Genomic DNA, 24,795 nt, shown 5'->3' with positions numbered 1-24,795 from the left:
AGCTCGTCCACGTAGCCCTGGCACTCGTCCAGCGCCGACTCGATCGTGTCCTTGCCCTGGTCGAGCTTGTCGGCAGTGCCGGTCATCTCGTCGTAAGTTGCCCCGAAGTCACTCATCGGTCATTACCTTCCCGCGATTTCATTGCACGACACCCGCTGAGGCGCCGCTTGTCAGGGTGGTTCTACCCACTACGCCGAGTTCTAAACATCTCGATAGTAAAATGTCGCTCTGGTTACCTGGATCCCCCTATGGGCTTCGCCGCTGAACGCACCCTGGTAGCGCGAGTCCCTGGCACCGATTACCGCGAGTGGCGGAGACTAAGGATGTGTCCTCCAAACCAGCTCCGCACGTACTCGTCCTCTTCGGCGCGACCGGTGACCTGGCCGCTCGCAAGCTGTTCCCCGGGCTGTATCGGCTCGCGCTCGCGAAGCGGCTTCCCGAGCAGCTCGCGATCATCGGCAGCGGGCGGCGCTCGCCCGGAACCGACGACGAGTTCCGTGACCAGGTTCGCCAGGCGCTGAAGGAGTTCGTCCACGAGATCGACGAGAGCGTCGCCGGGCCGCTGCTGGAGCGGATCCGCTTCGTACCCTCCTCCGCCGAGGACGGCGCCGCGCTCGCCCAGGCGGTGCACGAGGCCGAGGACCGGCTCGCGCTGGAGAGCGGGCAGACGGTCGGCGACGTACAGCGCCTTCTCTATCTCTCCGTGCCGCCGCAGGCCGTGGAGGGGATGGTCGGGATGTTCGCCCGGGAGAGGCTGAACGTCCGCAGCCGGCTGGTTGCGGAGAAGCCGTTCGGCACCGATCTTGCCTCGGCGCGCGAGCTCGATGCCGTGCTCAGCGAGGCGTTCGAGGAGGTGCAGGTCTTCCGGATCGACCACTTCATCGGCAAGGAGGCCGTGCAGAACCTGCTGGCGCTGCGCTTCGCCAACGGTCTCTTCGAGCCCGCCTGGAACCGGCACAGCATCGAGTCGGTGCAGATCGACGTACCGGAGAAGCTCACCGTCACCGGGCGCGGCAGCTTCTACGAGGGCACCGGCTGCCTGCGCGACATGGTCACCACCCACCTGTGCCAGCTGCTCGGGTTCGTGGCGATGGAGGACCCGCACGCCTTCCGCGAGGGCGCTATCCGCGCGGCGAAGGCCGCCGCCTTCGCGGCCGTGCGGCCGCTGGATCCGGAGCGCGTGGTCTTCGGGCAGTACGACGGCTATCGCGAAGAGCCCGACGTGGCCGAAGACTCGGACGTGGAGACGTACGTCGCCATCGAGGCGTGGATCGACAACGACCGGTGGCGCGGGGTGCCGTTCTACCTTCGCACCGGCAAGGCGCTCGCGGCCGGGCGGCGGACGATCACGATCCGGTTCATCGACCCGCGACATCAGTGGCTGCAGCCGGCGGACCCTGGGCGCGCGGAGCCCAACGAGCTGGTGATCGAGCTCAGCGACGAGGCCCGGATCGAGATCGACGTCCGGGCCAAGCGCCCCGGCCCCGGCATGGCGCTGGTCGAGGGGGTCTTCCGCCTCGACCTCGCCGAGGACACCCCGGACGCCGGGCCGCTGGAGGCGTACGAGCGGCTGCTCCTCGACGTCATGAACGGCGACCGGACCCTGTTCACCAGTGCGCGCGAGGTGGAGCGGCTGTGGGAGATCTGCCAGCCGGTCCTCGAGCATCGGCCCGACGTGGAGAGCTACCCGCAGGGATCCTGGGGCCCGGAGTCGGCGCTCGAGCTGCCGGTCGGCGGCTGGCGGCTGGGCAGGAAGCAGACGAAGCAGTCGACCTAGGCCCGCGTACGGCACCGAGGTTCAGCCGAGGAAGTCGAGCAGCAACCGAGCCGTCTCGTCCGGCGATTCCAGCATCGCGATGTGCCCGACACCGGCGAGGTACTCCACGCGTCCGCCCGGCAAGACGTCATACTCATGGGCCGACTCAGGGTTCCACCGCGGGTCCGCGTCTCCGAAGACCACGAGCGGCCGGCGCCCCAGCCGGAGGAGCCGCTGCGGGATGCTCTGCTCGACAAGGTAGTCACGGTTCGCCTGCATGATCGCCCTGAACGTCTTGAACGATGTCCGCCTCAGGTCATCGATGACCTCGTCACCGATCGTCACCTGCCGTGCGGCAGTGGCGGCGATCCCCTTCCGGAGCAGTGCGTCGGTACGCAGCGGCCACACCAGTGCACCGAGCGCAGCCCCGGTGAGCAGCTTGACCAGCGCGGGCTCTGGAAGCAGTGCCTCCATGCTCAGCCCGGTGCTGATCAACGCCATTGGTCCGACCAGCTCCGGGTGTCGTTCGGCCAAGGCGGTGGCGACGTACCCGCCGCTGGAGTGGCCCACGACCGCCACATCCTTGGTGAGACCGAGGTCGCCCAGCACGGCAGCGACACGGTCGGCCTGGTCAGCGACGGCGTACGTCGCCGCCGTGCTGGACCTGCCGCAGCCCGGCAGGTCGATCCGCAACACCCGGAACCGCTCGGCGAGCGCAGGGACCATCGGCTCCCAGGTCGAACCGGTCGCACCGGAGCCATGGATGAGCAGCAGGGGCTGTGCTGTCTCCGGCCCGTCCTGAATCAGGTGGACACCGTGGACAGTGGGCGTGTCGTACGCAGTCATGCTCCCGACGATCTCGCGCAAACCCGCATGTCGTCTTGGACGAATGTCGCGCTTGCCTGCCGCCCTAGCCTTGCGTCATGGACTGGTCGCAGGTGGACGTCACCATCCCCCGCGGGTCGCTCGGCGTCGCGCCGGTGCCGGGCGTCCACATGGCAGGTTTCCACTACCACGGCACCCGTCCCATCGACATCACGATGGTTGCCCACCCGGCGATCACCCTGCTCTTCGATCTCGGCGACCAGAGCTGGACCGTGCATGACGACGCAGGCACGCGCACACGTGGCAGCGTCGCGATCGGGCTTCTGCCCGGCACCGTGAGCCTCACCGGCTCTGGTGCCGGTGCGTGCCTTCAGGTGCGCCTCTCGCCGGTTCTCGCCGCCGAGATCCTCGACACCGCCGGCCTCACCGGCACCTTCGCCGAACTCGATGACGTCCTCGGACCGAAGGCGAGAAAACTCAGCTCCGACCTTCGAAGCACCACCTCATGGGACGAACGGTTCGCTTTGACGCTCGACTTTCTCGGCGATCGTCTCGACGGCCGTCGGAAGGTCGACCGCGAGGTCGAGTACGCCTGGCAGCAGACCTCCCTTCGACAGGGCCGGTCCAACATCCACTCGCTGGCCGCGGAAACCGGATGGTCCCGGCAGCGGCTCTGGTCCCGCTTCCGGACCCAGCTCGGCCTCTCACCCAAGCAGGCCGCCCGGCTCGTACGCTTCGACCACGCCGCCCGACTTCTCGCCGACGGCACTGCGCCCGCTGAGGCTGCAGCTCAGGCGGGCTACTCCGATCAGCCTCATCTCAATCGCGAGGTGCGCTCGATCGTGGATACGACGCCTCTCGGCGTCGCGACCGCGCCCTGGCTCGCCATCGACCATGCCGCCTGGCCGTCATTCATGCCGCAAGGCCGTCAGAGGTAGCCATCGGACGTGCCGCGCCTACGATGGACGCGATGTCGATGAACAGCTCGCCGAGCCCCCGCCGCCTCCTGCTCGTCGTCGACGCCCCGTCGCTGCTGCACCGCAACCATCACGCCCGGGCGCACACCCGGATGATCGACCGTGCCGGCCGGCCCGCGTGGGCGCTGCACGGCATGCTGCGGCAGATCCTCGACTCGATCGACGCCTTCGCTCCGGACGCGGTGCTCTTCGGCCTCGACGACCGCACCTCGTCCGTACGCCGCGACGCCTATCCCGACTACAAGGCCGGGCGCGCCGAGAAGGACCCCATGCTCGTCGAGCAGCTCGGTAGGGCCGGCGCGATGCTCGACGCCCTCGGGCTCGCGACCCTCACTCCCCCGGGCCTCGAGGCCGACGACGTCAACGCCTCCGGGGCGGCGTGGGCGGGCCGCAACGGCTGGAACTGCGTCGTGATCACCTCCGACCGCGACGCCTTCGCGCTGATCAGTGAGCACACCCAGGTCCTGCGGCTGATCAACGGCGGGATCAACGGCTCGCCCCTGCTCAACCCCGCCCGGTTGTATGCGATGTACGGCGTGCCAGCCGCTCGCTATCTGGAGTACGCCGCCCTGCGTGGTGACGCCAGCGACAACCTGCCCGGCGTGAGTGGCATCGGCGAGAAGACCGCCGCCGCCCTCCTCGACCAGGTCGGCCCGATGGAAGGCGTCTGGTCCGACATCGACCACAACGACGGCCAGAAGGTCACCGCGATCCTCGACGCGTGGGCCGCCGACACCGGCGTACGCCGCATCGGCGCGCGCGTCGTCCGCGCGCTCTCCGCGCCCGACGCCCGGGCGCGCTACGACTTCAACCTGCGGATGATGACCTGCCGCGACGACCTCGACCTCCGCCTCACCCCGGACGTCCCCGGCACCCCCGGCCTCCTCCCCCTCGACCTGGATCGGGTCTCCCGCGTCGTCGGCTTCCTCGGTGTCGAGGCGACCACCGCGGTGGCACAACGAGTGCTGAGCACGAATCCTGCTTCGACGGTCTCTTAGACCGATCAGGCGTACGCCGTCGAAATTTCACTGATCGGGTGGTTTGGAAATCTGGGTTCGGGTAGTAGCGGAGCCGAGTACCGGACTGGCCTACGTGACTCCCGATCACTACGGCAGGCTTTATCAGCTCCCCAACTGGAAGTAGGCAGGGTACGCATGGCTGAGGTTGCCATCGACGGCGCAGACATTCGCTCCGAGGCGGATTTCCACCGTTGCCTAGAGGACAAGATGGACCTCGGGCCATGCTACGGACGAAACCTCGCAGCGTTTCGTGACCGCCTGTTGACCGATGTGCCTCGTCCAGTTCGCCTCATCTGGCATAACTCTGATCAGAGTCGCTTTACCTTGGGCGTGGACACCTACGAACGGATCATCGCGATCCTTGAAGAAGCACGCGAGCAAGATCTGACCTTCGGCTGGGACGACCGCTTCGAGTACGAACTCCAATAGTCACTGAGCTGATCTCAGCCCCGACGTCGTCGACCTGTCGCTCTCTTCCGGCCGCGGCGAAGCGCCAATCGTCCCGCGGTTGCGACGGGTCAAGGGATCCGTTAAGGAAGACACTCATGTGGTTCGAAGAATGCCCGTCGGATGATCAAGGTATCGTCCGCCCAGTCATTACGGAGTCCGGCACCTTGGTCCTCATGTGCGACGCCGGTGGCGAAGTATGGCTCGAACCTGACGCCATCGTTTCGCAGGAGCCGGTTGTTCCATCTGCGCCAGAGTGGACAGTGCACGGTGATGTCCACGTGAAACCGGGCACCACGCGTTGGGCAACCGTTGACGAACTGCCGAAGGAGTGGCCCGACTCAAGGTCGTGACGCCCGTCAGTGTGCCTGGGGCGGAAACGCGTGCTCACGCCCACCGGTCTTGGAGCTCAGCGACCAACCTCTCGGCGTCGCGCGTGTCGGGTGCGCCACCCACGGCTTCAAGGGTCGACTCCGGAAGCACCACGTATCGGCTGGCCCCGTTCAGACCGAGATCGCTCAGCGGGTCGGCCGAGTTGGTCTGGGCAAGGTCGAGGACCTGGAGGTTCTCGCCGATTCGGTCGAGGAGGTCCTGAGCGGAGCTGGCCTTCACCTGGGCGATCTGCGAGGCGAGCTCCGACGCGGCGGCGCGAGTGTCACGTACGGCGACCTCGGCGACCTTCATGTTGTTCTCCGCCGCCTGCATGTTCTGCATGGCCGCGCCGTGCTGCCTCTCGGCTTCCTTCTTGTTCTGGTCGGCAACGGTGGCCGCACCCTTCGCCGCGGCGCCCGTGACTGACACGCCGAGGAGTGCGCCGAGCACGAACAGCGCGATGTTCTGGACCCGGTCGATGATGCCGAGCAGCTGCTCCCAGTCTGCCCGCTCCTGCGCTTCGTTGTGCTGGACGATGTAGACCCAGCCGTACGCCAGGACCACAAGCAAAGCGATCAGAGCAACGGCCGCGATGGCCGCCGAGATCTGCCACGGCCACCTGCCGACCGGCGCCGGGTTCTGCACGTCGGGGCTCTCTTGCACCGGTGCTGGCTCTTGGAGCACGGTCGGAGCCTCTGTATCCCCGTTCGCGTTCTGCGTCATCGCGTCTCCCCTGGGCTGTAGAAGTGACGTCGACGCTCCCCCCTGGCCAATCGGTGGCGTGAAGCCACGGGGCGAGGTACCGAGTATTCGGCACACGAAGACCGCGGCCGTCCGAGCTTGTTCAGGCGAACTCGGACGTACTCGAGAGGGCCTGGTCGAGGTCGGTCATCAGGTCCTCCGGGCTCTCGAGGCCGATCGAGAGGCGTACGAGGTTCGCGGAGGGCTTGGCATGGGCGGCGACCGGGCGGTGGGTGAGGCCGGCGGGGTGCTGGATGAGCGAGTCGACGCCGCCGAGCGAGACCGCGTGGGTGAAGAGCTGGACCGATGAGGTCACGCGGGCGGCTGCTTCGTACCCGCCGCGCAGCGCGATCGTGACCATGGCACCGGGGCCGCGCATCTGCTTGCCGACCAGGCCCCGATCATCGTCCTCCCCGGGGAAGTAGACCCGCTCCAGTGCCGGATGCGCTTGCAGCCACGCGGCGATCTCGACCGCGCCGGCCTGCTGGGTCCGTACGCGGGTGGGCAGGGTGGCGAGGCCGCGGTGCAGGAGGTAGGCGCCGAGCGGGTGCAGGAGGCCGCCGGTGACCGCGCGGACCTGACGCAGAGCCGAAGCGGTCTCCTCGTCGCACGCGATCACGCCACCGACGACGTCGCCGTGGCCGCCGATGTACTTGGTGGCGCTGTGCAGCGACATCGCCGCGCCCAGGGTGAGCGGGTTCTGCAGGACCGGGGTGGCGAAGGTGTTGTCCACGAGCACCGGTACGTCACCGGCGGCCGCGACGACCGACGCGATGTCGACGAGGTCGAGGGTCGGATTCGCCGGGGTCTCCAAGAGGACCAGCGCCGTGTCCGACCGGACTGAGGCGGCGACCTCGTGCTCCGCACAGAAGGTCACCTCCACGCCGAGCAGGCCGGAGGCGAGCAGATGGTCGGTGCCGCCGTACAGCGGGCGGACGGCGACGACGTGCCGTTCGCCGCTGAAGGAGGTGCTCGCGATGATCGCTGCCGTCATGGCCGCCATCCCCGAGGCGTACGCGACCGACGTCTCGGCCTGCTCGAGCTGTGCCAGCGCCGACTCGAACCGCGCGACGGTCGGGTTCCACAGCCGCTGGTAGACGGACCCGCCGTCCGGGAGCGGATGACCGCCGGTCGCCATGGCCTCGTACGACGCGCCGCCGCGCTCGATGTCGGGGAGCGGATTGGTCGAGGACAGGTCGATCGGGAGGGCGTGGACACCGAACATCGCCAGGTCCTCCCGTCCGGCGTGGACGGCGATCGAGTCGAGGTGAGGGTTCGCAATCGGCATGACCCGATGCTCGCGAGAACCACAAGATCAAGCCATATCGATTGCCGAAGATCCCATCAAGTCCTTGATACTGACGTCTTCGAGCAACTCGACCAGTGATCCAGGTGAGCCCCGTTGGCGAAAGTACAACCATCCGCAGCCGCCCTCGACTCCGTCGATCGCCGCATCCTGAGCGAGCTCGCCACCAACCCCGAGCTCACCAACAAGGCCCTCGCATCGCGCCTCGGCCTCGCCGAGTCGACCTGCGCCTACCGGTTGCGGGCCCTGCGCGACAGCGGCGTCATCACCGGCCGCCGCCTCGACGTCGACGTCCGTTCCCTCGGCTACCCGCTGCAGGCCGTGATCAAGGTGCGGCTCGGCAGCCACAGCAAGGAGCACGTCGAGAAGCTCTACGACGATCTGGCCACGACCCCCGGCGTGATCCAGGCCTTCCACGTCGCCGGCGCGGACGACTTCCACCTCCACGTCGCCGTCGAGGATGCCGAGGCGCTACGCGACTTCGTGCTGCAGCACGTGACCGTCCACCGGGTCGTACGGCAGACCGAGACGCAGCTCGTGTTCGAGCTGCGCGAGGGGCCGGGCGTACTTCCTCGCGACCCCGCGTAGCCCCCGTTCAGCGACGCGGCGCCGTCACTCGTCCTCCATCCGGAAGCCGACCTTCAGCCCGACCTGGAAGTGCTGGATGTCGTCGTCGTCGACGTGTCCGCGGATCTGCGTGACCTCGAACCAGTCCAGGTGACGCAGCGTCTTGCTTGCTCGGCCGACGCCGTTTCGGATCGCCTGCTCGAGTCCTTCGTCTGAGGTCCCGACGATCTCGGTGACGCGGTAGGTGTGTGAAGACATGGTCCTGCCCCTTCTCTCGATGGTCGCTGTAACCCACCTTGGGCGCGACGTCGGGACCGTGCAAGGGGTGACGTCTCGAGAAACTCCGTTGTTGAACACCGATGTTCGAGTTAGTATCTCGTACATCAATGTTCGACTTGTGCCCCAGGAGACGCGCCATGACTTCAGACAGCAACGCCGGCGAAGCCGTCGACCAGACCGCCGACCCGCGCCGATGGCGGCTGCTCGGGCTGCTGGGGTTGGCGCAGTTCATGCTGATCCTCGACGTCACCGTGGTGGCGATCGCGCTACCGCACATGGGCGCCGATCTCGGGCTCGGGCGCGATGCGCTGACCTGGGTGGTCAGTGCGTACACCCTCACCTTCGGCGGGTTGATGCTGCTCGGCGGACGGGCTGCCGACCTGTTCGGCCCGAAGCCGGTGGTGCTCGCGGGGCTCGCGACCTTCACCGTGGCCTCGCTGGCCACCGGCCTCGCCACCAGCGCGGAGCTGGCGATCGGCGGGCGGGTCGCTCAGGGAGTCGGGGCGGCGATGCTCTCCCCCGCTGCCCTCTCGATCGTCGTCCGGCTCTTCGACGGCGAGGAGCGTAACCGCGCGCTCGGGATCTGGTCGGCGCTCGGGGCCGGAGGCGCAGCGATCGGCGTACTCCTCGGCGGCGCCCTGACCGCCGGGCCGGGTTGGGAGTGGGTGTTCCTGATCAACGTGCCCGTCGGCATCGTCGTGGCGATCCTCCTCGCCCGGCTGCTCCCGCCGCTGCCCGCCTGGGGAGGCGACGTACGTCTCGACCTCGTCGGCGCACTGATCGTCACCGCCTCCACGGGCCTGCTGATCCTCGGCTTCATCGAGGCCGGCGACGAGGGCTGGGCCTCGAGCCGCACCGTCGTGCTCGTCGTCGCCGGGATCGTCGGGTACGCCGTCCTGGCCGGCTGGTTGCGACGTACGCCCCACCCGCTCATCGACCCGGCGCTGGTCACGCGGCGACCGGTCCTGTCCGGCACCTTCGTGCTGTTCGTCGCGACCGGGCTGATGGTGGCGGTGTTCTTCCTCGGGACGTTCTACCTGCAGAGCGCCGCCGGACACGGGCCGCTCGCGACCGGGCTGCTGTTCCTCCCCGTCGCCGCCGCGACGATGGTCGGCGCGCAGCTGGCCGGCCGATTCATCGGCCGTCTCGGCGCTCGCACCCTCGGGATCGCCGGGCTGCTCGTCGCGGCCGCGGGGCTCGTCGTACCCGCGATCAGCATGAGCACGCTGTCGACCGTGATCGCGGTCAGCATCGGCTCAGCCGGGCTCGGCGTCCTCTTCGTGGTCGCGGCCGCGACCGCCCTGAGCCAGGTCGAGCCGCAGCTCGCGGGCGTGGCCTCCGGCATCCTGAGCACCTTCCACGAGCTCGGCGCCTCGCTCGGCGCCGCGGTCATGTCCGGCGTCGCCGCGGCCAGCCTCGTCGACGGCACCACCGACGGCTTCGAGAGGGCGTACCTGGTCGCGGCCGTGATCGCAGCGCTCGCCGCCGCCCTCGCCGGGGCACTGATCCCCGGTCGACCCACATCCACCGAGACCCACCAGGAGACCCAGTCATGACGAAGACCCACCGCAACAGACCCCGCGCGCTCTCGTTCGCGCTCCACTACCTCCAGATGGTCATCGCGATGGTCGTCGGGATGATGGTGCTCTACCCGCTCTGGCAGCTCGCCGTCGGCGGAGTGCCGGACAGTGCGTGGGTGCACCGCGCCGACGTCGACTCGCTGGTCATGGCCACCACGATGGTGATCCCGATGGCTGCCTGGATGCGCTTCCGCGGCCACGCGTCGAGGCCGATCCTCGAGATGTCGGCGGCGATGTACGCCGGCTTCCTGGTCCTCTTCCCCTTCCTCTGGCTCGGGGTCATCGACGCGGGTGGCCTGATGCTGCTCGGTCACGTACTCATGCTGCTCTTCATGCTCGCCGCGATGCTCGCGCGCCCGGCTGAGTACTCCGGGAGCCACGCCCACCACTCCCCCGCCGCGACCGACCAGGAACCAGCATGACCGCCGACACCCGCCCGGACGTCGTCGTACGCCGAGCCACCCCGGAGGACGCCGAGACCGTCCGCACGCTCATCGGCGAGATCGCCGCGCACCAAGCCCAGTCCGGCTCCGTCACCGTGACCGCCGCGCAGTGGGCCGGCTACCTCGAGAGCCCGGACATCATCGTGCTGCTCGCCGAGATCGACCGAGAGCCGGTCGGCTACGTCTCAGCCGTACGCCGCCTGCACCTGTGGTCGGGCGGCGACGTCATCGCGCTCGACGACCTCTACGTCCGCCCCGGCCATCGCGACGCCGGTGTCGGCAGGCGGCTGATGACCGCGCTGGCGAAGCGTGCCGGCGGCCTCACGATCACCTGGGGCGTACAGCCCGACAACGACGCCGCGATCCGGTTCTACCGCCGCCTCGGCGCCACGGTCCGCGCCAAGGTGATGTGCGCGTGGCCGGCCGCAAGGCAGCCGATACCCTGATCCTCAACATCTCGTGGGAGGTTCCGGCCGTGACGACCCTCAAGCGCGCCGACGCACGTAAGAACATCGAGTCGATCATGGACGCGGCGACCGCCTGCCTCGCCCGCGATCCCGACGTCAGCGTCGCCGACATCGCCAAGGCGGCGGGCGTCGGGCGGGTCACGCTCTACGGCCACTTCGAGTCCCGGGCGACCCTGGTGACCCAGGTCGTCGAACGTGCGATCCAGCAAGCCGACGAGGCACTGGGCGCGGTCGACCTCGACGGTGACCCGTGTGCCGCCCTCAGCAGGCTCCTCGAGGCGTCGTGGCGGCTGACTCAGCAGTACGGCGCGCTGATCGTCGCCGCCGAGCAGAGCATGCCCCACGAGCAGTTCCAGGCGGTTCACGTCGGGCTGATCGACCGCTGGAAGCCGCTCATGGATCGCGGTCGCCGCGACGGCAGCTTCCGCGACGACCAGCCGCTCGAGTGGCAGCTGACCCTGCTCCAGAGCGTCCTCCACGCCGCCTCCGGCGCCGTCTACCGAGGCGAGATCAAGGCGGCCGACGCCGCCGCCCTGATCGACGGCACCGTCCAGGCCGCCCTCACCCCTCCCGGCGCCATCCGCGACTGACGCGGTCACTCCGGGAGATCACCGACCTCCGCGCGCTCACGGCCGAAGTAGCTGGCCAGCAGCGAGTCCGCGTTTCGTTCACCCCGCCGCTCCAGGCGATCCCGGCCCTTCGCGGTCCGGCCGAGCACCCGGTACCTGAGCACGTTCAGCGGCAGCAGGTAGGCGTGCGCCCACGGCGGCCTCGTCGGAAGGCCGAGCTCGCGCATCGACCTGGTCCCGAGGAAGACGGTCAGCATCGAGAGCAGCCGCTCGGTCTCGTACCAGCCACGCACCCGCTGCAAGCGGCCCGGCCAGCCCGCGTAGCTGCGATCGCGCTGGACCTCGACCGCCGCCTGCGCCAGCCGCGGTCCGGCCTCGGAGATCTCCGCCTGCGAGAGCAGCACGTGGTAGTTGATCCGGTGCCGCTCCCACTCGTCGTCGACGAGGAAGTCCTCATCGACGCCCATCAGCCAGCCGACGTACTTCCACAGATGCATCAGCGCCCGGGCGTCCCGCCTGGAGACCGGCACTCCGAGCGCCCGGCACCCGATGATGAGTACGCCGTCGAACAGGCCCAGCGTCGCCGCCTGGTCGGCCTGGTTGATCGGCAGCCCCCACCTGACGGTGTCCCACCTGGGTTCGAACCCGGCGTTGACCAGCGCATGCATGGCCCGTACGTGGACCGTGAGCCGCCACGCCTCACCTGAGGCCGCTCCCGGCGACGGAGGCCGCAGCGCACCAGGCGTACGCAGGCTCACCGCCCAGTGCTGGGTCTCGGCCAGGCGCCGCCTGGTGGTGCTGCCGGTGAGGCCGCCGGTGGCCACGAGCAGGTCCGGCGGGCCGCCGAACCGGTAGCCGCTGATGAGCGAGAGCTGCAGGAGCACGTCGGCCGCATTCTGGCCGAGCCGCGTGAACACGCGGCTGCCCTCGTCGACGAGGTCCCAGTCGACCCAGTCCGGGGTGGCCTCGACCTGCGCGAAGAAGTCGGCGAGCACCGGAGGCGGGGACTCCACCGCCGCGACACCCTGCTCCAGGGCCGTACGCAGCTGGGTCATCGTGACCTTGCCCGGCGTCCCGGCTCGCATCCGGATCGCCTCCGCGAGCCGCGCGCCGGCCTCGTCCCGCTCGCCGAACGCCCGCCCGATCCGCTCCATCAGGTCCTCGTCGACCTCGTCGATACGGCCCAGGAGGCGCAACGGCCGGCCGAGACGGCGGCTGCGCGCCTCGCCTTCGCGAAAACGTGTCGGGAATCCGGTGGGTTGGGTGCCCTGCTGCGCGAGTGTGGTCATACCTCCAGCGTGATGCGAGCCAGAGCTCGCTTTCAATTCGCGTTCTGCCTAACGTAGGGGCATGCGCAAGACACCGACCCAGGCCCGCTCGAGGGCGACGGTCGAGCGCATCCTGGAGGCCGGACGCCAGGTACTGGTCGACGACGGCTACGAGACCTTCTCGACCAACCGCGTCGCGGTCGCCGCCGGCATCAGCCCCGGTTCGCTCTACCAGTACTTCTCCGACAAGTCCGCCATCCTCGACATCGTGATCAGCCGCTACTGGGACGACGTCTCCGAGCGCACCGCCTCGGCGCTGGCGCTGCAGGCGAGCACCGCCGGCACACCGGCGATCCGGTCGGTCGCCGACGCACTCCTCGCCGGGCTGGAGCAGGATCCGGCTCTCCTGCGTGTCCTGACCGAAGAGCTCCCCGCCTCCCGCAACCGCGATCGCCACGCGGCGCTCGTCAACCGCGTACGCGACCTCACCGCCGCCTATCTGCGGGCCGGATCGGTCGGGTTGACCCGCCCCGACCCGCAGATCACCGCTTGGGTGCTGGTGGTGGCGATGGAGAACATCGCGCTGCGCTGGGTGCTCGACCGACCGCCCTACCCACGCGAGGCCGTGCTCGATGAGATGGTCGCGCTCACCGCGGGCTACCTGGCGCGGGCCTGATGCCTCGTTCCTAGAGCACCTCAGCCGACGACTTCCGCCCGACCACCGCCGCGCACACGTACGCGCCGCGCGCCGGAGGCGTGGTGGATCCAATGGCGGTCGTGGGTGACGGTGACGACGGCACCGGGATGGGCGTCGAGGGCGTCCTCGAGCTGCTCGACGAGCTCGGGGTCGAGGTGGTTGGTCGGCTCGTCCAGAAGAAGTACGTCACCAGGGTCTGCCAGTGCGATCGCGAGGTCGAGGCGGCGACGCTGCCCGACGGAGAGAGCCCGCACCGGGCGGCCCAACTCCTCTTCGCGCAGCAGCCCGAACCGCCGCAGGCGCTCGATGGCGTCTTCGAGGTGGATCCCCACGGTGCGCGCGAACACGCCGGCGACCGAGCCGGGTGGTGGCGGCGCGACGTCCTGACGGGGCCAGGAGAACCGCACTCCCGGGGCACGCTCGATGGTCCCCGAGTCCGGGTCGAGCTCGCCGGCCAACAGCCGTAGGAGCGTCGTCTTGCCGGCCCCGTTCGGTCCGGTGACCAGCCACCGCTCCCCGGCCCTCAGGGACCACGCGGCCACCCGCAGCTGGGCACCGCCCTCACGACGTACGTCGTGAAGAGTGACATAGGGCCCGTCGGCCGGCGCCGCGTCGGACCCGAGACCGGCGGCGAACCGGAGCGGCTCAGGTGGCGGCGCGACAGGATCGGCCCGGAGCCGGGCGACGCGCTCCTTGGCCATCCGTATCCGGCCCATCGCGCCGTGGTCGCGGCTGCGCGCCCGGAAGGCGCCGTGACCGAACCCGTCGAGCTCGAGCTTGCGCGGGATCGCGGAGAGCCGGAACGCGTTCGCAGCGACGAGTGCCTCGTTGCGGGCCAGGTCGGCCTTCCACTCCTCATGCCGCTCCGCCTGGCGGCGTCGCTCGGTCGCGCGCGCCACGAGGAAGCCGGTGTAGCCGTTGCCGTAGCGGCGCAGGCCGCCGTCACGTACCTGGACGATGTCGCAGGCGTTCCGCTCGAGGAAGGCCCGGTCGTGGGTGACCACCACGATGGCTCCGCGGTGTTCGTCCAGCCGCGATTCGAGCCAGGCCAGTGCCGCATCGTCGAGGTCGTTGGTCGGCTCGTCGAGCAGGAGCAGCTCTGCGTTGGCAGACAGTGCCACGGCGAGAGCGAGCCGGGCGCGCTCGCCCCCGGAGAGCCCTTCGACCAGGCGCTCGCGGTCGACAGCACCCAGACCGAGCTGGTCGAGCGCGGCGTCGACACGCCGGTCGACGCCATAGCCGTCGCGAGCCTCGAACCTGTCGATCAGCTCGCCGAGCTCCTCGAGCAGCGCCGGCTGATCCTGGTCGCCGGCGATCGACAGGCGCTCAGCGCAACTCTGGATGCGCGACTCGAGCGCCCGCAGGTCCGCCAGCAGGAGGTCGACGGCATCTCGCACGGTCGCCCCGGCCGGGAACCGGGGCTCCTGGGCGGCGTGTGCGATGCCACCGGGGATGACGACGCGGGTCTCGCCGGCGACCGGCGTCACCACACCCGCCAGCAGGTCCAGCAGGGTCGACTTGCCGGCGCCGTTGTCTCCGATGACGGCGAGCCGGTCGGTCGGGCCGACGGCGAGGTCGACGCGATCGAGGACGATCCGGTCGGAGAACCGGACCGTGGCCGAACGCAGCTCACAGACGCGGTGACTGCGTACGGTGGAAGAAGAGAAAGCAGACGGGAACAAGAGGACACTCCTCGTGGCGACGGGTCGGATAACGGACCTCGAGCGCGCCGGTTGGACGGCGCGGTCGCTCAGGACCCACTGCGGAGAAGACTCGACGCAGCGTCCCGATCTATCGCTTCAGAGTACCCATCGAGACGTACGCTAGCAGCCCCTCTTCGGCGCCCGCGAGTGGTTTACGAGCACCACGTCGAAACCGTTCGACAGCCGATCGGGGCCGTGCCAGCGTTCGTTCCATGCACGTCAGAACCGGGTCGGTCAGCGACCTCCCAGCAGCCATGAGTCTCCTCGATGACGCCGTCGCCTGGCTCGCCTCGCAGGGCCGCACCGGGCAGTGGGGTGAGGCGCCGTTCTCGTCCGTCGAGGCTCGGGTGGAGCAGATCCGGACGATGCTCTCCGAGCGCACCGCGCGCATCGCCGAGACGGACGGACAGGTCGTCGGGGTGTGCGTGCTGGCCGACGAACCACTGCCGTACGTCGACCCCGCGCCGATCCCCGAGCTCTACCTGCAGCTGCTCGTCACCGATCGTGCCCGGAGCGGTTCGGGCATCGGCCGGACGCTGGTCGACGACGCCGTCGAGATCGCCCGGCAGCGAGGTGTCGCCCAGATGCGGCTCGACTGCTACGCCGGTGACGACCAGGCGCTCATCCGGACGTACGAAGGATTCGGGTTCGCACTGGAGCGGCGGTTCACGGTCGACACCGGGCAGCCCGAACCTTGGCCAGGCGCGATTCTCCGGCTGCAGATCTGAGCGTCGTCTCCGGGCCACCCTCTCGCGGCCGGCGTTTGTAAACTGCGGCGAAGCCGGCGCGGCGAGAGAGGTGAGTGCGATGACCGAGATCAGTGACTGGTTGGCGGCATTCGCCGAGGAGCAACGTCGGCCCGATGAGGTGGCCCGCTGGGCCGCGTCGACCGCCGACGCGATCCTGGCCGACGGCGAGATCGAGCTGGCCGATCTCCGACCCCTCCTCCTGAAGGCCGTCGAAGAGCACTGGTACGCCTTCCTCGACCGGATCACGCTGCCGGACGCGGAGTTCGAGCTGGTCCCGTCCGCACACGCCATCGCACTCGAGGCAGCGCGCCGCCATCTCGGTCTGCCGTTGCTGCTCAAGGTCTACCAGCGGGCGCAGGAGGCGAGCTGGGACTTCGCGGTGCAGGTCGTCCGGCAGGCGCCCAGCGATCTCGACCACGAGGCCCTGCTGGTCTGGTTCTGGACGAAGGCCACCGCGTGGTTCGGCTCCTCGGTCGAGCAGTCGGTGCTGATCCACCAGGCCGAGACGACCCGGATCCAGCAGCGCGGGGACGCGCGCCGCTTCGAGTTGGTCTCCCAGGCGCTGGACACCCGCAGCGTCTCCCCCGCCGAGCTGTCCGCCGCACTGGCCGGCCACCCGGTCAACATCCCCGGCCACGTCGCCCTGGTCGCGCACGCGCTCACCGCCGACTCCATCGAGCAGCTCGAGGCTGCGCTCACGGCCGTCACCCGCCGGGCCGGTCCTGCCCGGTCTGCGCTGGTGCGCCCGGGAGGAAGGGAGATGTGGGCCTGGCTCGCGCTGGGCGAGCGACCGGACACGATGACCGACGTCGGGATCGATCCCACTGCCGTACGGGTGACGATGGGCGTCGGCGGAAGCGGTCTCGACGGTTTCGTCGCAGCGCATCTCGACGCGCAGGCGGCTCAGCGGGTCGCACTGGCGCCAGGGCGACGAGAACCGGTGACCGCCTACGACGACGTGGCCGCCCTGGTCCTCGTCGCCCATGACCCGGAGGCCGCCGAGCGGTTCACCCGAACGACGCTGCGCGGACTGGCCGATCCGCCCCATGACCGCCTCCGCGAGACCGTGCGCGAGGTCCTCACCTCGGCCGAGACGGCGGACCGGCTCGCCGAGCGGCTCGGCATCCACAAGAACACCATCCGCTACCGCGTGGCTCAGGCCGAGCGGCTCCTCGGACGCCCGTTGCGCGAGCGGGCCGGCGACCTGCTGCTGGCGCTCGACTACCACGACACCTTCCTCGCCACCGCGACTGTGAATACGCACAGTTATCGATGATCGATTCGGCCTGATCAGCCAGAGACTCTGCTGCCGCGTACGTCCATTCTGACAGTGGTCGTAACCGAACTCACAGGAGGCAGCAGATGACACTCGGCGCCAGCGGCATCGTCGACAGGGGCTCCACCGAGAGGTGGCGGGACAGGAAGCGCTATCTGTGGCTCCTCGGGCTCGTGGTCCCGTCCTTCGCCTTCATCGCCGTGGGTGGCTACGTCCTGACCGGGTGGGGCGTGTTCCTGTGGACGGGTCCGATCGTCGTCCTCGGCGTCGTCCCGCTCATCGACTTCGCGGCCGGCCTGGACCGCTCCAACCCGCCCGACGACGTCATCGAGGAGCTCGAGGAGGACAGGTACTACCGCTACATCACCTTCGCGTTCCTGCCGATCCAGTACGCCGGGTTCGCCTTCGCGATGTACCTGATCGCGACCCAGGACTGGCCGTTGGCGCACAAGATCGGCCTCGCCCTCACCATCGGGTTCATCGGCGGCATCGGCATCAACACCGCCCACGAGCTCGGCCACAAGAAGGAGAGCCACGAGCGCTGGCTGTCCAAGATCGCCCTCGCGCAGAGTTTCTACGGACACTTCTACATCGAGCACAACCGCGGCCACCACGTACGCGTCGCGACACCGGAGGACCCGGCCTCCTCCCGGATGGGCGAGAGCCTCTACGGGTTCTGGTTCCGCACCGTGTTCGGGTCGCTCAAGAGCGCCTGGGGGCTGGAGGCCAAGCGCTACCGGCGCAAGGGCACCCACCCGTTCCACCTCGGCAACGACGTCCTCAACGCCTGGCTGATGAGCGCGGCCCTGTGGACCGCCATGACGCTCTGGCTGGGCGTCGGGATCCTGCCCTACCTCGTCCTCCAGGCCGTCATCGGCTTCTCGTTGCTGGAGGTCGTCAACTACCTGGAGCACTACGGGATGCTGCGCCAGAAGACCAGCTCCGGGCGCTATGAGCGGGTGCTGCCGATGCACTCGTGGAACTCCAACAACATCGCCACCAACGTGCTCCTCTACCACCTGCAGCGGCACAGCGACCACCACGCCAACCCGACCCGGCGCTACCAGACCCTGCGTGACTACCGGGAGTCGCCGGCGCTGCCGACCGGCTATGCCGGGATGATCGTGCTGGCCCTGGTCCCGCCGCTGTGGCGGAGGGTGATGGACAAGCGCGTGGTCGCGCACTTCGACGGCGACGTACGGCTGGCCAACGTACGCCCCGGCCAGCTCGACAAACTGCTCGCCGCGTTCCCGCCGCCCGCAGAGCCGACGAGCGAGGAGACCGTGAAGACCGACGTGACCCGGCAGACCTTCGACGACGAGGTCGCCGCCGGCCGCTGCCCCGGTTGCGGCTACGTCTACGAGGTCGCCGCCGGCAACGAGCTCGAGGGCTTCGCGGCCGGCACCGCTTGGCGCGACATCCCCGACGACTGGTGCTGCCCGGACTGCGGCGTACGCGAGAAGGTCGACTTCATCCCGCTGAAGGAGTCAACGCTGTGAATACGATCGAAGCGGACAAGACGGTGTGCGAGGGCATAGGGATGTGCGAGGCCCAGGCCGACACCTACTTCCAGATCGGCGACGACGGCCTCGTCGAGGTCCTGACCGACGAGGTGCCCGACCCGGACCGCGGGTACGTCAAGGCCGCCGTCGACTCCTGCCCGGTCTCCGCGCTCCGCCTCCTCGGCTGAGCGCGACCCATCGAGTCGGAGGAAGACGAATGCCATCACTTCTGGTCGTCGGCGCCGGGCTGGCCGGGCTCCGCGCCGTCGAGGGCGCACGTCAGGCCGGCTGGTCCGGGCCGATCACGATCGTCGGCGACGAGCCGTACCCGCCCTATGACCGGCCGCCGCTGTCGAAGGCGGCGCTCTCCAGCGAGGAGGAGCCCGGCGTGCCGGTGCTGCGGTCGAGCGAGGTGATCGATGAGCTGCGGGTGCACCACCTCTCCGGGGTGCGGGTCCACGGCCTCGACACCGAGCGCCGCACGGTGACCACCAGCGCCGGAGACCTCGGCTACGACGCGCTCGTGATCGCCACCGGCAGCACTGCGACGACTCTGCCGGGACTGTCCGGGGTGCGCGGCGTACAGGTGCTCCGTCGCTACGACGACGCGCTCGCCGTACGCCACTCCCTGGCGCGCTCGCGCCGGGTGGTGATCGTCGGGGCCGGGTTCATCGGCTCCGAGATCGCCTCGGCGGCCCGAGCCCGCGGCATCGACGTCACCGTCGTCGAGGCGAGCAGCCGACCGCTGGAGCGCGCGGTCGGCCCGCTTGCGGCCGCCCGCCTGATGCAGCTGCACACCGACGCCGGCGTCAGGCTGCTCACCAGGACCACCGTCTTTGGCGTACGCAGCTCGGACCTCGGCGTCCACGAGGTCGAGCTGAGCACCGGTGAGACCGTGGCCGCCGATGCCGTGGTCCTGGGCATCGGCGCCCGCCCGGCAACGGCGTGGCTCGCCGGCAGCGGCGTCGCCCTGGACAACCGCACCGGCGGAGTTCTCTGCGACCGCAGGCTCGCCACCAGCGCGCCCGGGGTCTGGGCCGCGGGTGACGTGGCGTGCGTCGACGGCGAGCGCAGCGAGCACTGGACCGCGGCGGGCGAGCAGGGTCGGGTCGCCGGCGCGAACGCCGCCGGAGCCACCGAGGTCTTCGCCTCCGTCCCCTTCGCCTGGTCGACCTGGCACGGGCACCGGATCCAGGCCGTCGGCGAGACCACGGCGGCCGACGAGGAGGAGCGCGAGCCCGGGTTCATCGTCTACCGGCGAGGCGGCATCGAGGTGGGCGCGGTCGGCGTCGACAGCCCTGGTCCGGTCGCCCGGCTCCGCCGCACCCTCGCGGCGCAGGCTCGCTCCGAGACCCGGGCTCACACCGCATTGGCCGGAGGCGTCGTACCTGCTCGGGAGTAGGTGGTCGGGACGGTGACGACGACGGTGTGCGCGTGGTCCAGGAGGTGGTGGGCCACCGCTCCCCCGCCGCCGACCACGACCATGTGCATGGTCTGGGCCTGCTCCGCGAGAGCATGCCCGAGGCTTCCGGCCTGGATCCGCAGGTGCGGGTGCAGGTCCGGATAGCGCTCCCGGAGTCCGGCCACGCACTCCGCGACCAGCACCCGGTCGTCGTCGGGCCGCTTCGCGTCGCCGGCGCGGTAGCAGTACAGCACCGTCACCGGCAGGTTCCGCTGGTCGGCCTGGTCGAAGGCGAATTCCAGGGCCGGAATGGAGTCGCTGGTCCCGTCGATGCCGACGAGCACGCCGCGGCCCACGCCGCCGGCGCCCGGGCACAATACGACGACCGGGCACCGCGAGTCCTCGACGACGGACCTGCTGACCGAGCCGAGGATCCAGCTGCCGATCGGTCCCTTGCCCCGCGACCCGAGCACCAGCAGCGAGGCATGGCCGGACGCGGCGACGAGTGCGGGCATCGCGGACCCGGTCTGCTGCGATGTGGTCACCTCCGGGCGTCGGTAACCGGCGTACCCCGCGACTCCGGAGAGCGCATCGAGGCGACGCTGGGCGTAGCGCTCGGCGCTCGCCAGCACCACGGACCCGTGCGCCTGCTCGGGCTCCGAGGGGGCTCCGGCCCGGAATCCGGGCGGCGTGTCCACGGTCGTGGCGGACACCACGTGGACCAGTGCCACGTCACGTCCGTCGCGGTAGGCCTGCTCGACCGCCCAGGACACGCTGTCGGCCGCTGCCGGCCAGTTCTCGACCCCGACCAGGACCGCGCCCTCGGGGATTGCTGCGTACGTCATCTCGACTCTTCCGTCTGCTCGTCTGTTCCGTGCGATTCAGACCGGCACGACGCGCCGGCCGGTGATCTGGGTCGGCGTGATGCACACGTACAGCGTTCGCCGGCCGTCTGCCCATGGCTCCGGCCTGAGGTCGTGCTCCGTCAGCCAGACCCCGTCGACGAACTCCGCGGACCCGCGTGCCAGCACGCTCCAGCCCGAGGAGGTGTAGGAGTCGAACTCGTCGATCTGATACGACACCTGGCCGGTGCCGACGTGGTCCGCGATCGCCGTGCGCGGCGCGGTACGAAACACGATCCGGTCATCCACCATGACGTGGTTGACCGGCATGACCAGCGGCCCGTCCGGGTCTCCGAAGGCGACTCTTCCGACCTCGCTCCGTTCGAGCAGCTCCACGCACTCGGCGCGGTCGAGCTCGGTCAGGTGACCGGGAAACCATCGTGCTGCCAGGTACATCGCCTTCTCCTTCGTCACTGACGGCCGGCACCGACCGGCCGACTCTCTACTGACGTGACCCCGTCCGTGGCTCCGGCATCCCCCTCGAATGCCGGTGCCACGGACGGGTCGATCTCGATCGGGCAGATGCTTTCGCGAAGCACCGCCCGGGCAGTCCCGCCCAGGTGCCCGAAGCCGCGGAAGCTCCGGCCATGGCCGAGGATCAACAGATCCGCGGTGCGGGACGCCTCCACCAGGGCGTACGCCGTCTGGGCGTGCACGACGTCGACCCCGACATCGACTCCGGCCGCCTTCGGGCCCGAGGCCGCTCGGGCCGCGCCCAGGGTGGCGGTGAGCTCCCGCTCGGCCCGGTCGATCCAGGCCTGCTCCTCGCTCCCGACGGTGAGATAGTCCTGGAAGGCCCCGAAGGTGTGCCAGGCGTGCAGCAGCCGCAGGGGCGCGCCGCGCTCGGCCGCCACTTCCAGCCCGCGGCGTACGAGAGCGATGGAGCCGGCAGCGTCCTGGACCCCGACGACGATCTCGCGGGGTTCGTCTCCGGGAACCCAGGTGGCGGGGACGGCGACCATCGGCACCGGCGCGTGAGCCGCGACCGGGGCGAGGATGGAGGAGGTGATGATCCGGTCGAGCAGCGTGCGCGGCTGGTCACCCAGCACGACCAAGCGTGCCTTGGCGGACTCCTGGGCCAGCACCGTCGCCGGCAGGCCGAGCAGGAGGTCCGTCGTCACCACCACGCCGCTGTCCGTGACTGCGTCCTCCGCCTCCGCGAGGATCGCTCGTCCGAGCTGGCCCATCCTGGAGTCGGGGGCCGTGGGCGCCACCGGCCAGGTCGGCAGCGGCGGGGCGTACGGGTCGACCACGTAGACCAGGTGCAGGACGGCACCGACCTGAGCCGCCTCGGCGGCGCCGTAGCGGGCGGCGGCGAGCCCGGCCTCGGTGCCGTCGACTCCCGCCAGGATGACGTCTCTGCGCCCCTTGATCACTTCAGCCATGTCTCCAGCGTGGGTCCGCGGGGCGGTCCCCCGACAGGGACCCTCGGCCCGAGGCAAGGGCCTTTGGTCGTCAATCACGGCTCACGCCTCGGCCGCGAGACGGCCTGCGTGACCGCGAGGACCGAGGGTCACGCTCGTCATCGCAGCCACGGGTGGTGCATGACGAGCGGCACCCGCGCCCACTGCTTGCCGAAGCCCCAGGTGTCACCGGAGTAAGTCATCGTCAGGACGCCGAGGGTGAGCGCGCCGAGCAGGTGATCATCGATGATCGGGTTCTGATCCAGCGGGAAGCTGGAGAACCACATCAGGACGTACATCGTCGCGCCGGCGATGGCGCCGACCCGCATTCCGATGCCGAAGGTGAGCGTGAGGCCCACGCCGAGCAGCCCGATCATGAACAGCCAGTCGGCCCACGGCTGACCCGCCATGTCGTTCCACATGCCCTGCAGCCAGTTGTTCTCGGGCACGTTGGACAGGTAGCCCTCGGTGGGACTGCCGCCGTTGATCCAGGCTGCGTCCTGGGCGAAGAAGTCGATGCCGGTGCGGGTGCCGGCCTCGTTGGTGATCGCACCGGTATGGAAGCCCAGCGCGAGCAGCTTGTCGAAGAAGGCCCACAGGAACGTGAGCCCGAAGGCGATCCTCAGCGTCGCCAGCATCCGCGCGGCGGGCAGCGGGTAGTGCCCGGGCAGCGTTGTCGCAGAGCCGGGTGTGGAGATTGAAGTCATCATTCCTCCAACGGTCTCGCCGGCCGGTCTTGGCCGGACACCCTCAGCCAACCGCCGTCGAACCCGTCGCGGCGAGGGAACGGGGTCCGCCCCGAGCGGGACCTTGGTCCACGAAACCGCCCGTCAGCGCGGAAATCACCGAGGTTGGGGCTCTGCAGTCCTTTACCGAGAAGTCCCGGCGCTGCCGGTCTAGAGTGAACGTCATGGCATCGCCGGAGACGGGGCTGCCGGATGCTGCACGGGCAGTGCTCGACGCCATCAACGTCATGAACTCCGATCTGGATCTTCCCGGGGTCCTCGACCGGATCGTGCGCTCTGCCTGCGCGATCACCGACGCCCACTACGGCGCACTCGGTGTCCTCGGCGATGACCGTACGCTCGTGGAGTTCGTCCATCACGGGATCGACGAGCCCACCCGGTCCCGGATCGGACCGAACCCCCACGGGCGCGGCATCCTCGGGCTGCTGATCAAGGACCCGCGGCCGCTCCGTCTCGAACGACTGCAGGACCATCCGGCCTCCTACGGCTTCCCGCCGCACCATCCACCGATGACGTCGTTCCTGGGCACTCCGGTGACGATCCATGGCACCGTCTACGGCAACCTCTATCTCACGGAGAAGGCCAACGGCCAGGCCTTCACCGACGAGGACGAAGTCCTGGTCACCGCGCTGGCCGCCGCGGCCGGCACGGTGATCGAGAACGCGCGGGTGTTTGCCTCCGCCGAGCGGCAGCGCGCCTGGCTCGCCGCTTCATCGCAGATGTACAACGCCCTCCAGATGCCCACCACGACCGAGCGTGCCGTCGAGCTGATCGCCCGCTGCATTCGCCCGGCCTGCGGCGCCGACGGCGTCGGTGTGGTTCGGCAGCGCAGTGATGGCCCCGAGGTGCTGGCCACCGACGGGCTCCCCGCCGCGGAGATCCTCAGCACGTGCATCGAGGTCCGCGATGCGGTCGTGACCGCCGCCAAGGGTGAGCGCGTGCCGCCCCTGACGGTGGCCGACGGATCCGTGGTCCTGCTGGCGCCTCTACGCGGCCATCTGTACGGCCCCGCGATAGTCGTCGCGGTCGTCCCCGACCTCCGGACCGCCCGGTCCCAGCACGATCTCCTCACCTCGTTCGCCGACCAGGCGGCGGTGGCGCTGGACCGCGTCCAGGCGGTCGCCGAGCACCAAGCGGGTGCTCTTGCCACCGACCGTGACCGGATCGCCCGCGACCTGCACGACCTGGTGATCCAACGTCTGTTCTCGACCGGTCTGCTCCTTCAAGGGACCCGGGCGAAGGCGGCCGGTCCCGGAGTGCAGCACCGCATCGACCAGGCGATCGCCGACCTCGACAGCACGATCCGTGACATTCGCTCCACCGTCTTCCAGCTCCAGCCGAACGTGTCGGAGGGGATTCGCGACTCGTTGCACGCGCTGCTCGCCGAGTACGCCGGCGCCCTCGGCTTCACTCCCGAGCTCCGCACCACCGGTCCCCTGGACACGCCCGTGCCGCGGACGATCAGCGACGAGCTTCTCGCCGTGCTCCGCCAGGTCCTGTCGAGCATCGCCCGGCAGGAGAAAGCCACCCGAACCTCCGTCGAGGTCGGCGTCGAGAACGACGCGGACGGCCGCCGGTGGGTGCGCCTCCAGGTCACCGACGACGGCGGTGCCGTCAGCACGACGGGGAGCTGGCTGCGCAACATACGGGAGCGCGCGATCGAACTCGGCGGAACGGTTACGATCGGCGAACGCGAACCCGGCGAGATCCAGCTGGACTGGCGTACGCCGCTCGACGGGTGAACTGCCCGGCGGAGGCTGGTGCGTGACCAGCCCCCACCGGGCGTCTTCCCCGGCTTC

The 24,795-nt window shown here is 69.8% G+C and carries 26 protein-coding genes; 16 read left to right on the top strand and 10 right to left on the bottom strand.

From position 1 onward, the window contains the following. Positions 1 to 325: 325 nt before the first annotated feature. A complete protein-coding gene (gene zwf / locus ABZY89_RS16850; protein ID WP_355228986.1) occupies positions 326 to 1,777 on the top strand; it encodes a glucose-6-phosphate dehydrogenase in 1,452 nt (483 codons plus the stop codon). A gap of 21 nt (positions 1,778 to 1,798) precedes the next feature. Here zwf and ABZY89_RS16845 read toward each other — a convergent pair whose 3' ends face one another. Continuing rightward, positions 1,799 to 2,602: an alpha/beta hydrolase gene (locus ABZY89_RS16845; protein ID WP_355228985.1), complete on the bottom strand. Its 804-nt coding sequence runs from the start codon at positions 2,600 to 2,602 to the stop codon at positions 1,799 to 1,801. Between the two features lie 77 nt (positions 2,603 to 2,679). On the opposite strand from ABZY89_RS16845, the gene ABZY89_RS16840 reads away from it, so the two are divergent. From ABZY89_RS16840 to ABZY89_RS16830, 3 genes are all read left to right on the top strand, one after another. Then, a complete protein-coding gene (locus ABZY89_RS16840; protein ID WP_355228983.1) occupies positions 2,680 to 3,519 on the top strand; it encodes a helix-turn-helix domain-containing protein in 840 nt (279 codons plus the stop codon). Positions 3,520 to 3,551: 32 nt separating this feature from the next. Then, positions 3,552 to 4,556, top strand: a complete 1,005-nt coding sequence (locus ABZY89_RS16835) for a 5'-3' exonuclease H3TH domain-containing protein (protein WP_355228981.1) — start codon at positions 3,552 to 3,554, stop codon at positions 4,554 to 4,556. A 156-nt stretch (positions 4,557 to 4,712) separates the two neighbouring features. Continuing rightward, entirely contained in the window at positions 4,713 to 5,006 is a 294-nt protein-coding gene (locus ABZY89_RS16830; protein WP_355228979.1) for a barstar family protein, read from the top strand. A gap of 405 nt (positions 5,007 to 5,411) precedes the next feature. Here ABZY89_RS16830 and ABZY89_RS16825 read toward each other — a convergent pair whose 3' ends face one another. After that, on the bottom strand, positions 5,412 to 6,119 hold the full coding sequence (locus ABZY89_RS16825; RefSeq protein WP_355228978.1) for a hypothetical protein: 708 nt from the start codon (positions 6,117 to 6,119) through the stop codon (positions 5,412 to 5,414). Between the two features lie 121 nt (positions 6,120 to 6,240). After that, positions 6,241 to 7,425 (bottom strand): aminotransferase class I/II-fold pyridoxal phosphate-dependent enzyme, encoded by a 1,185-nt coding sequence (locus tag ABZY89_RS16820; RefSeq protein ID WP_355228976.1) that lies wholly within the window; start codon positions 7,423 to 7,425, stop codon positions 6,241 to 6,243. Between the two features lie 114 nt (positions 7,426 to 7,539). Here ABZY89_RS16820 and ABZY89_RS16815 point away from each other — a divergent pair, with 114 nt between their 5' ends. Next, positions 7,540 to 8,031: an Lrp/AsnC family transcriptional regulator gene (locus tag ABZY89_RS16815; RefSeq protein WP_355228974.1), complete on the top strand. Its 492-nt coding sequence runs from the start codon at positions 7,540 to 7,542 to the stop codon at positions 8,029 to 8,031. Between the two features lie 24 nt (positions 8,032 to 8,055). Here the strand turns inward: ABZY89_RS16815 and ABZY89_RS16810 are convergent, their stop codons facing one another. After that, positions 8,056 to 8,268 (bottom strand): dodecin, encoded by a 213-nt coding sequence (locus ABZY89_RS16810; RefSeq protein ID WP_350657846.1) that lies wholly within the window; start codon positions 8,266 to 8,268, stop codon positions 8,056 to 8,058. A 158-nt stretch (positions 8,269 to 8,426) separates the two neighbouring features. Here ABZY89_RS16810 and ABZY89_RS16805 point away from each other — a divergent pair, with 158 nt between their 5' ends. From ABZY89_RS16805 to ABZY89_RS16790, 4 genes are read left to right on the top strand one after another with little or no spacing between them, the layout of a single operon-like run. Further along, positions 8,427 to 9,845 carry an MFS transporter gene (locus ABZY89_RS16805; RefSeq protein WP_355228973.1) on the top strand — a complete coding sequence of 473 codons (1,419 nt, stop codon included), beginning with the start codon at positions 8,427 to 8,429 and terminating at the stop codon, positions 9,843 to 9,845. After that, positions 9,842 to 10,291, top strand: a complete 450-nt coding sequence (locus ABZY89_RS16800) for a hypothetical protein (protein WP_355228971.1) — start codon at positions 9,842 to 9,844, stop codon at positions 10,289 to 10,291. Before ABZY89_RS16805 ends, ABZY89_RS16800 begins: the two co-directional genes overlap by 4 nt. Next, complete coding sequence (locus ABZY89_RS16795) at positions 10,288 to 10,758, top strand: GNAT family N-acetyltransferase (protein WP_355228970.1); 471 nt, start codon at positions 10,288 to 10,290, stop codon at positions 10,756 to 10,758. The genes ABZY89_RS16800 and ABZY89_RS16795 overlap by 4 nt, the downstream gene beginning before the upstream one ends. Further along, positions 10,728 to 11,369, top strand: coding sequence for a TetR/AcrR family transcriptional regulator (locus ABZY89_RS16790; RefSeq protein ID WP_355228969.1), 642 nt, complete (start codon positions 10,728 to 10,730; stop codon positions 11,367 to 11,369). The genes ABZY89_RS16795 and ABZY89_RS16790 overlap by 31 nt, the downstream gene beginning before the upstream one ends. 5 nt (positions 11,370 to 11,374) lie before the next feature. Here the strand turns inward: ABZY89_RS16790 and ABZY89_RS16785 are convergent, their stop codons facing one another. Continuing rightward, the gene (locus tag ABZY89_RS16785) at positions 11,375 to 12,637 is read right to left on the bottom strand and encodes an oxygenase MpaB family protein (protein WP_355228967.1); all 1,263 of its coding nucleotides are present in this window, start codon (positions 12,635 to 12,637) and stop codon (positions 11,375 to 11,377) included. 61 nt (positions 12,638 to 12,698) lie between these two features. On the opposite strand from ABZY89_RS16785, the gene ABZY89_RS16780 reads away from it, so the two are divergent. After that, positions 12,699 to 13,292, top strand: a complete 594-nt coding sequence (locus tag ABZY89_RS16780; RefSeq protein WP_355228965.1) for a TetR/AcrR family transcriptional regulator — start codon at positions 12,699 to 12,701, stop codon at positions 13,290 to 13,292. 20 nt (positions 13,293 to 13,312) lie between these two features. Here the strand turns inward: ABZY89_RS16780 and ABZY89_RS16775 are convergent, their stop codons facing one another. Further along, positions 13,313 to 14,995 carry an ABC-F family ATP-binding cassette domain-containing protein gene (locus tag ABZY89_RS16775; protein ID WP_355228964.1) on the bottom strand — a complete coding sequence of 561 codons (1,683 nt, stop codon included), beginning with the start codon at positions 14,993 to 14,995 and terminating at the stop codon, positions 13,313 to 13,315. 233 nt (positions 14,996 to 15,228) lie between these two features. Here ABZY89_RS16775 and ABZY89_RS16770 point away from each other — a divergent pair, with 233 nt between their 5' ends. The 5 genes from ABZY89_RS16770 (at position 15,229) to ABZY89_RS16750 (ending at position 19,945) form a co-directional block, all read left to right on the top strand. After that, entirely contained in the window at positions 15,229 to 15,744 is a 516-nt protein-coding gene (locus ABZY89_RS16770) for a GNAT family N-acetyltransferase (protein ID WP_355228962.1), read from the top strand. A gap of 79 nt (positions 15,745 to 15,823) precedes the next feature. Further along, a complete protein-coding gene (locus tag ABZY89_RS16765) occupies positions 15,824 to 17,041 on the top strand; it encodes a helix-turn-helix domain-containing protein (RefSeq protein WP_355228960.1) in 1,218 nt (405 codons plus the stop codon). A gap of 86 nt (positions 17,042 to 17,127) precedes the next feature. After that, positions 17,128 to 18,540: a fatty acid desaturase gene (locus ABZY89_RS16760; protein ID WP_355228958.1), complete on the top strand. Its 1,413-nt coding sequence runs from the start codon at positions 17,128 to 17,130 to the stop codon at positions 18,538 to 18,540. Further along, positions 18,537 to 18,731: a ferredoxin gene (locus tag ABZY89_RS16755; protein WP_350657827.1), complete on the top strand. Its 195-nt coding sequence runs from the start codon at positions 18,537 to 18,539 to the stop codon at positions 18,729 to 18,731. Before ABZY89_RS16760 ends, ABZY89_RS16755 begins: the two co-directional genes overlap by 4 nt. A gap of 29 nt (positions 18,732 to 18,760) precedes the next feature. Continuing rightward, positions 18,761 to 19,945 (top strand): FAD-dependent oxidoreductase, encoded by a 1,185-nt coding sequence (locus ABZY89_RS16750; protein ID WP_355228956.1) that lies wholly within the window; start codon positions 18,761 to 18,763, stop codon positions 19,943 to 19,945. On the opposite strand, the gene ABZY89_RS16745 is transcribed toward ABZY89_RS16750, so the two are convergent. The 4 genes from ABZY89_RS16745 to ABZY89_RS16730 form a co-directional block, all read right to left on the bottom strand. Then, a complete protein-coding gene (locus ABZY89_RS16745; RefSeq protein WP_355228954.1) occupies positions 19,903 to 20,790 on the bottom strand; it encodes a universal stress protein in 888 nt (295 codons plus the stop codon). The genes ABZY89_RS16750 and ABZY89_RS16745 overlap by 43 nt on opposite strands. Positions 20,791 to 20,826: 36 nt before the next feature. Then, a complete protein-coding gene (locus ABZY89_RS16740) occupies positions 20,827 to 21,243 on the bottom strand; it encodes a pyridoxamine 5'-phosphate oxidase family protein (protein WP_355228952.1) in 417 nt (138 codons plus the stop codon). A 14-nt stretch (positions 21,244 to 21,257) separates the two neighbouring features. Then, positions 21,258 to 22,232 carry a universal stress protein gene (locus ABZY89_RS16735; protein WP_355228950.1) on the bottom strand — a complete coding sequence of 325 codons (975 nt, stop codon included), beginning with the start codon at positions 22,230 to 22,232 and terminating at the stop codon, positions 21,258 to 21,260. A 137-nt stretch (positions 22,233 to 22,369) separates the two neighbouring features. Beyond that, positions 22,370 to 22,957: a hypothetical protein gene (locus tag ABZY89_RS16730; protein ID WP_355228948.1), complete on the bottom strand. Its 588-nt coding sequence runs from the start codon at positions 22,955 to 22,957 to the stop codon at positions 22,370 to 22,372. Positions 22,958 to 23,160: 203 nt separating this feature from the next. Between ABZY89_RS16730 and ABZY89_RS16725 the strand changes: the two genes are divergently transcribed. Then, entirely contained in the window at positions 23,161 to 24,738 is a 1,578-nt protein-coding gene (locus tag ABZY89_RS16725) for a GAF domain-containing protein (RefSeq protein WP_355228946.1), read from the top strand. Positions 24,739 to 24,795 lie beyond the last annotated feature (57 nt).

Source organism: Nocardioides sp. NPDC006303 (assembly GCF_040613175.1).
Taxonomy (GTDB): domain Bacteria; phylum Actinomycetota; class Actinomycetes; order Propionibacteriales; family Nocardioidaceae; genus Nocardioides.
The sequence above is the reverse complement of the archived record's forward strand: the minus strand, read 5'-3'. Positions and strand labels throughout refer to the sequence as shown.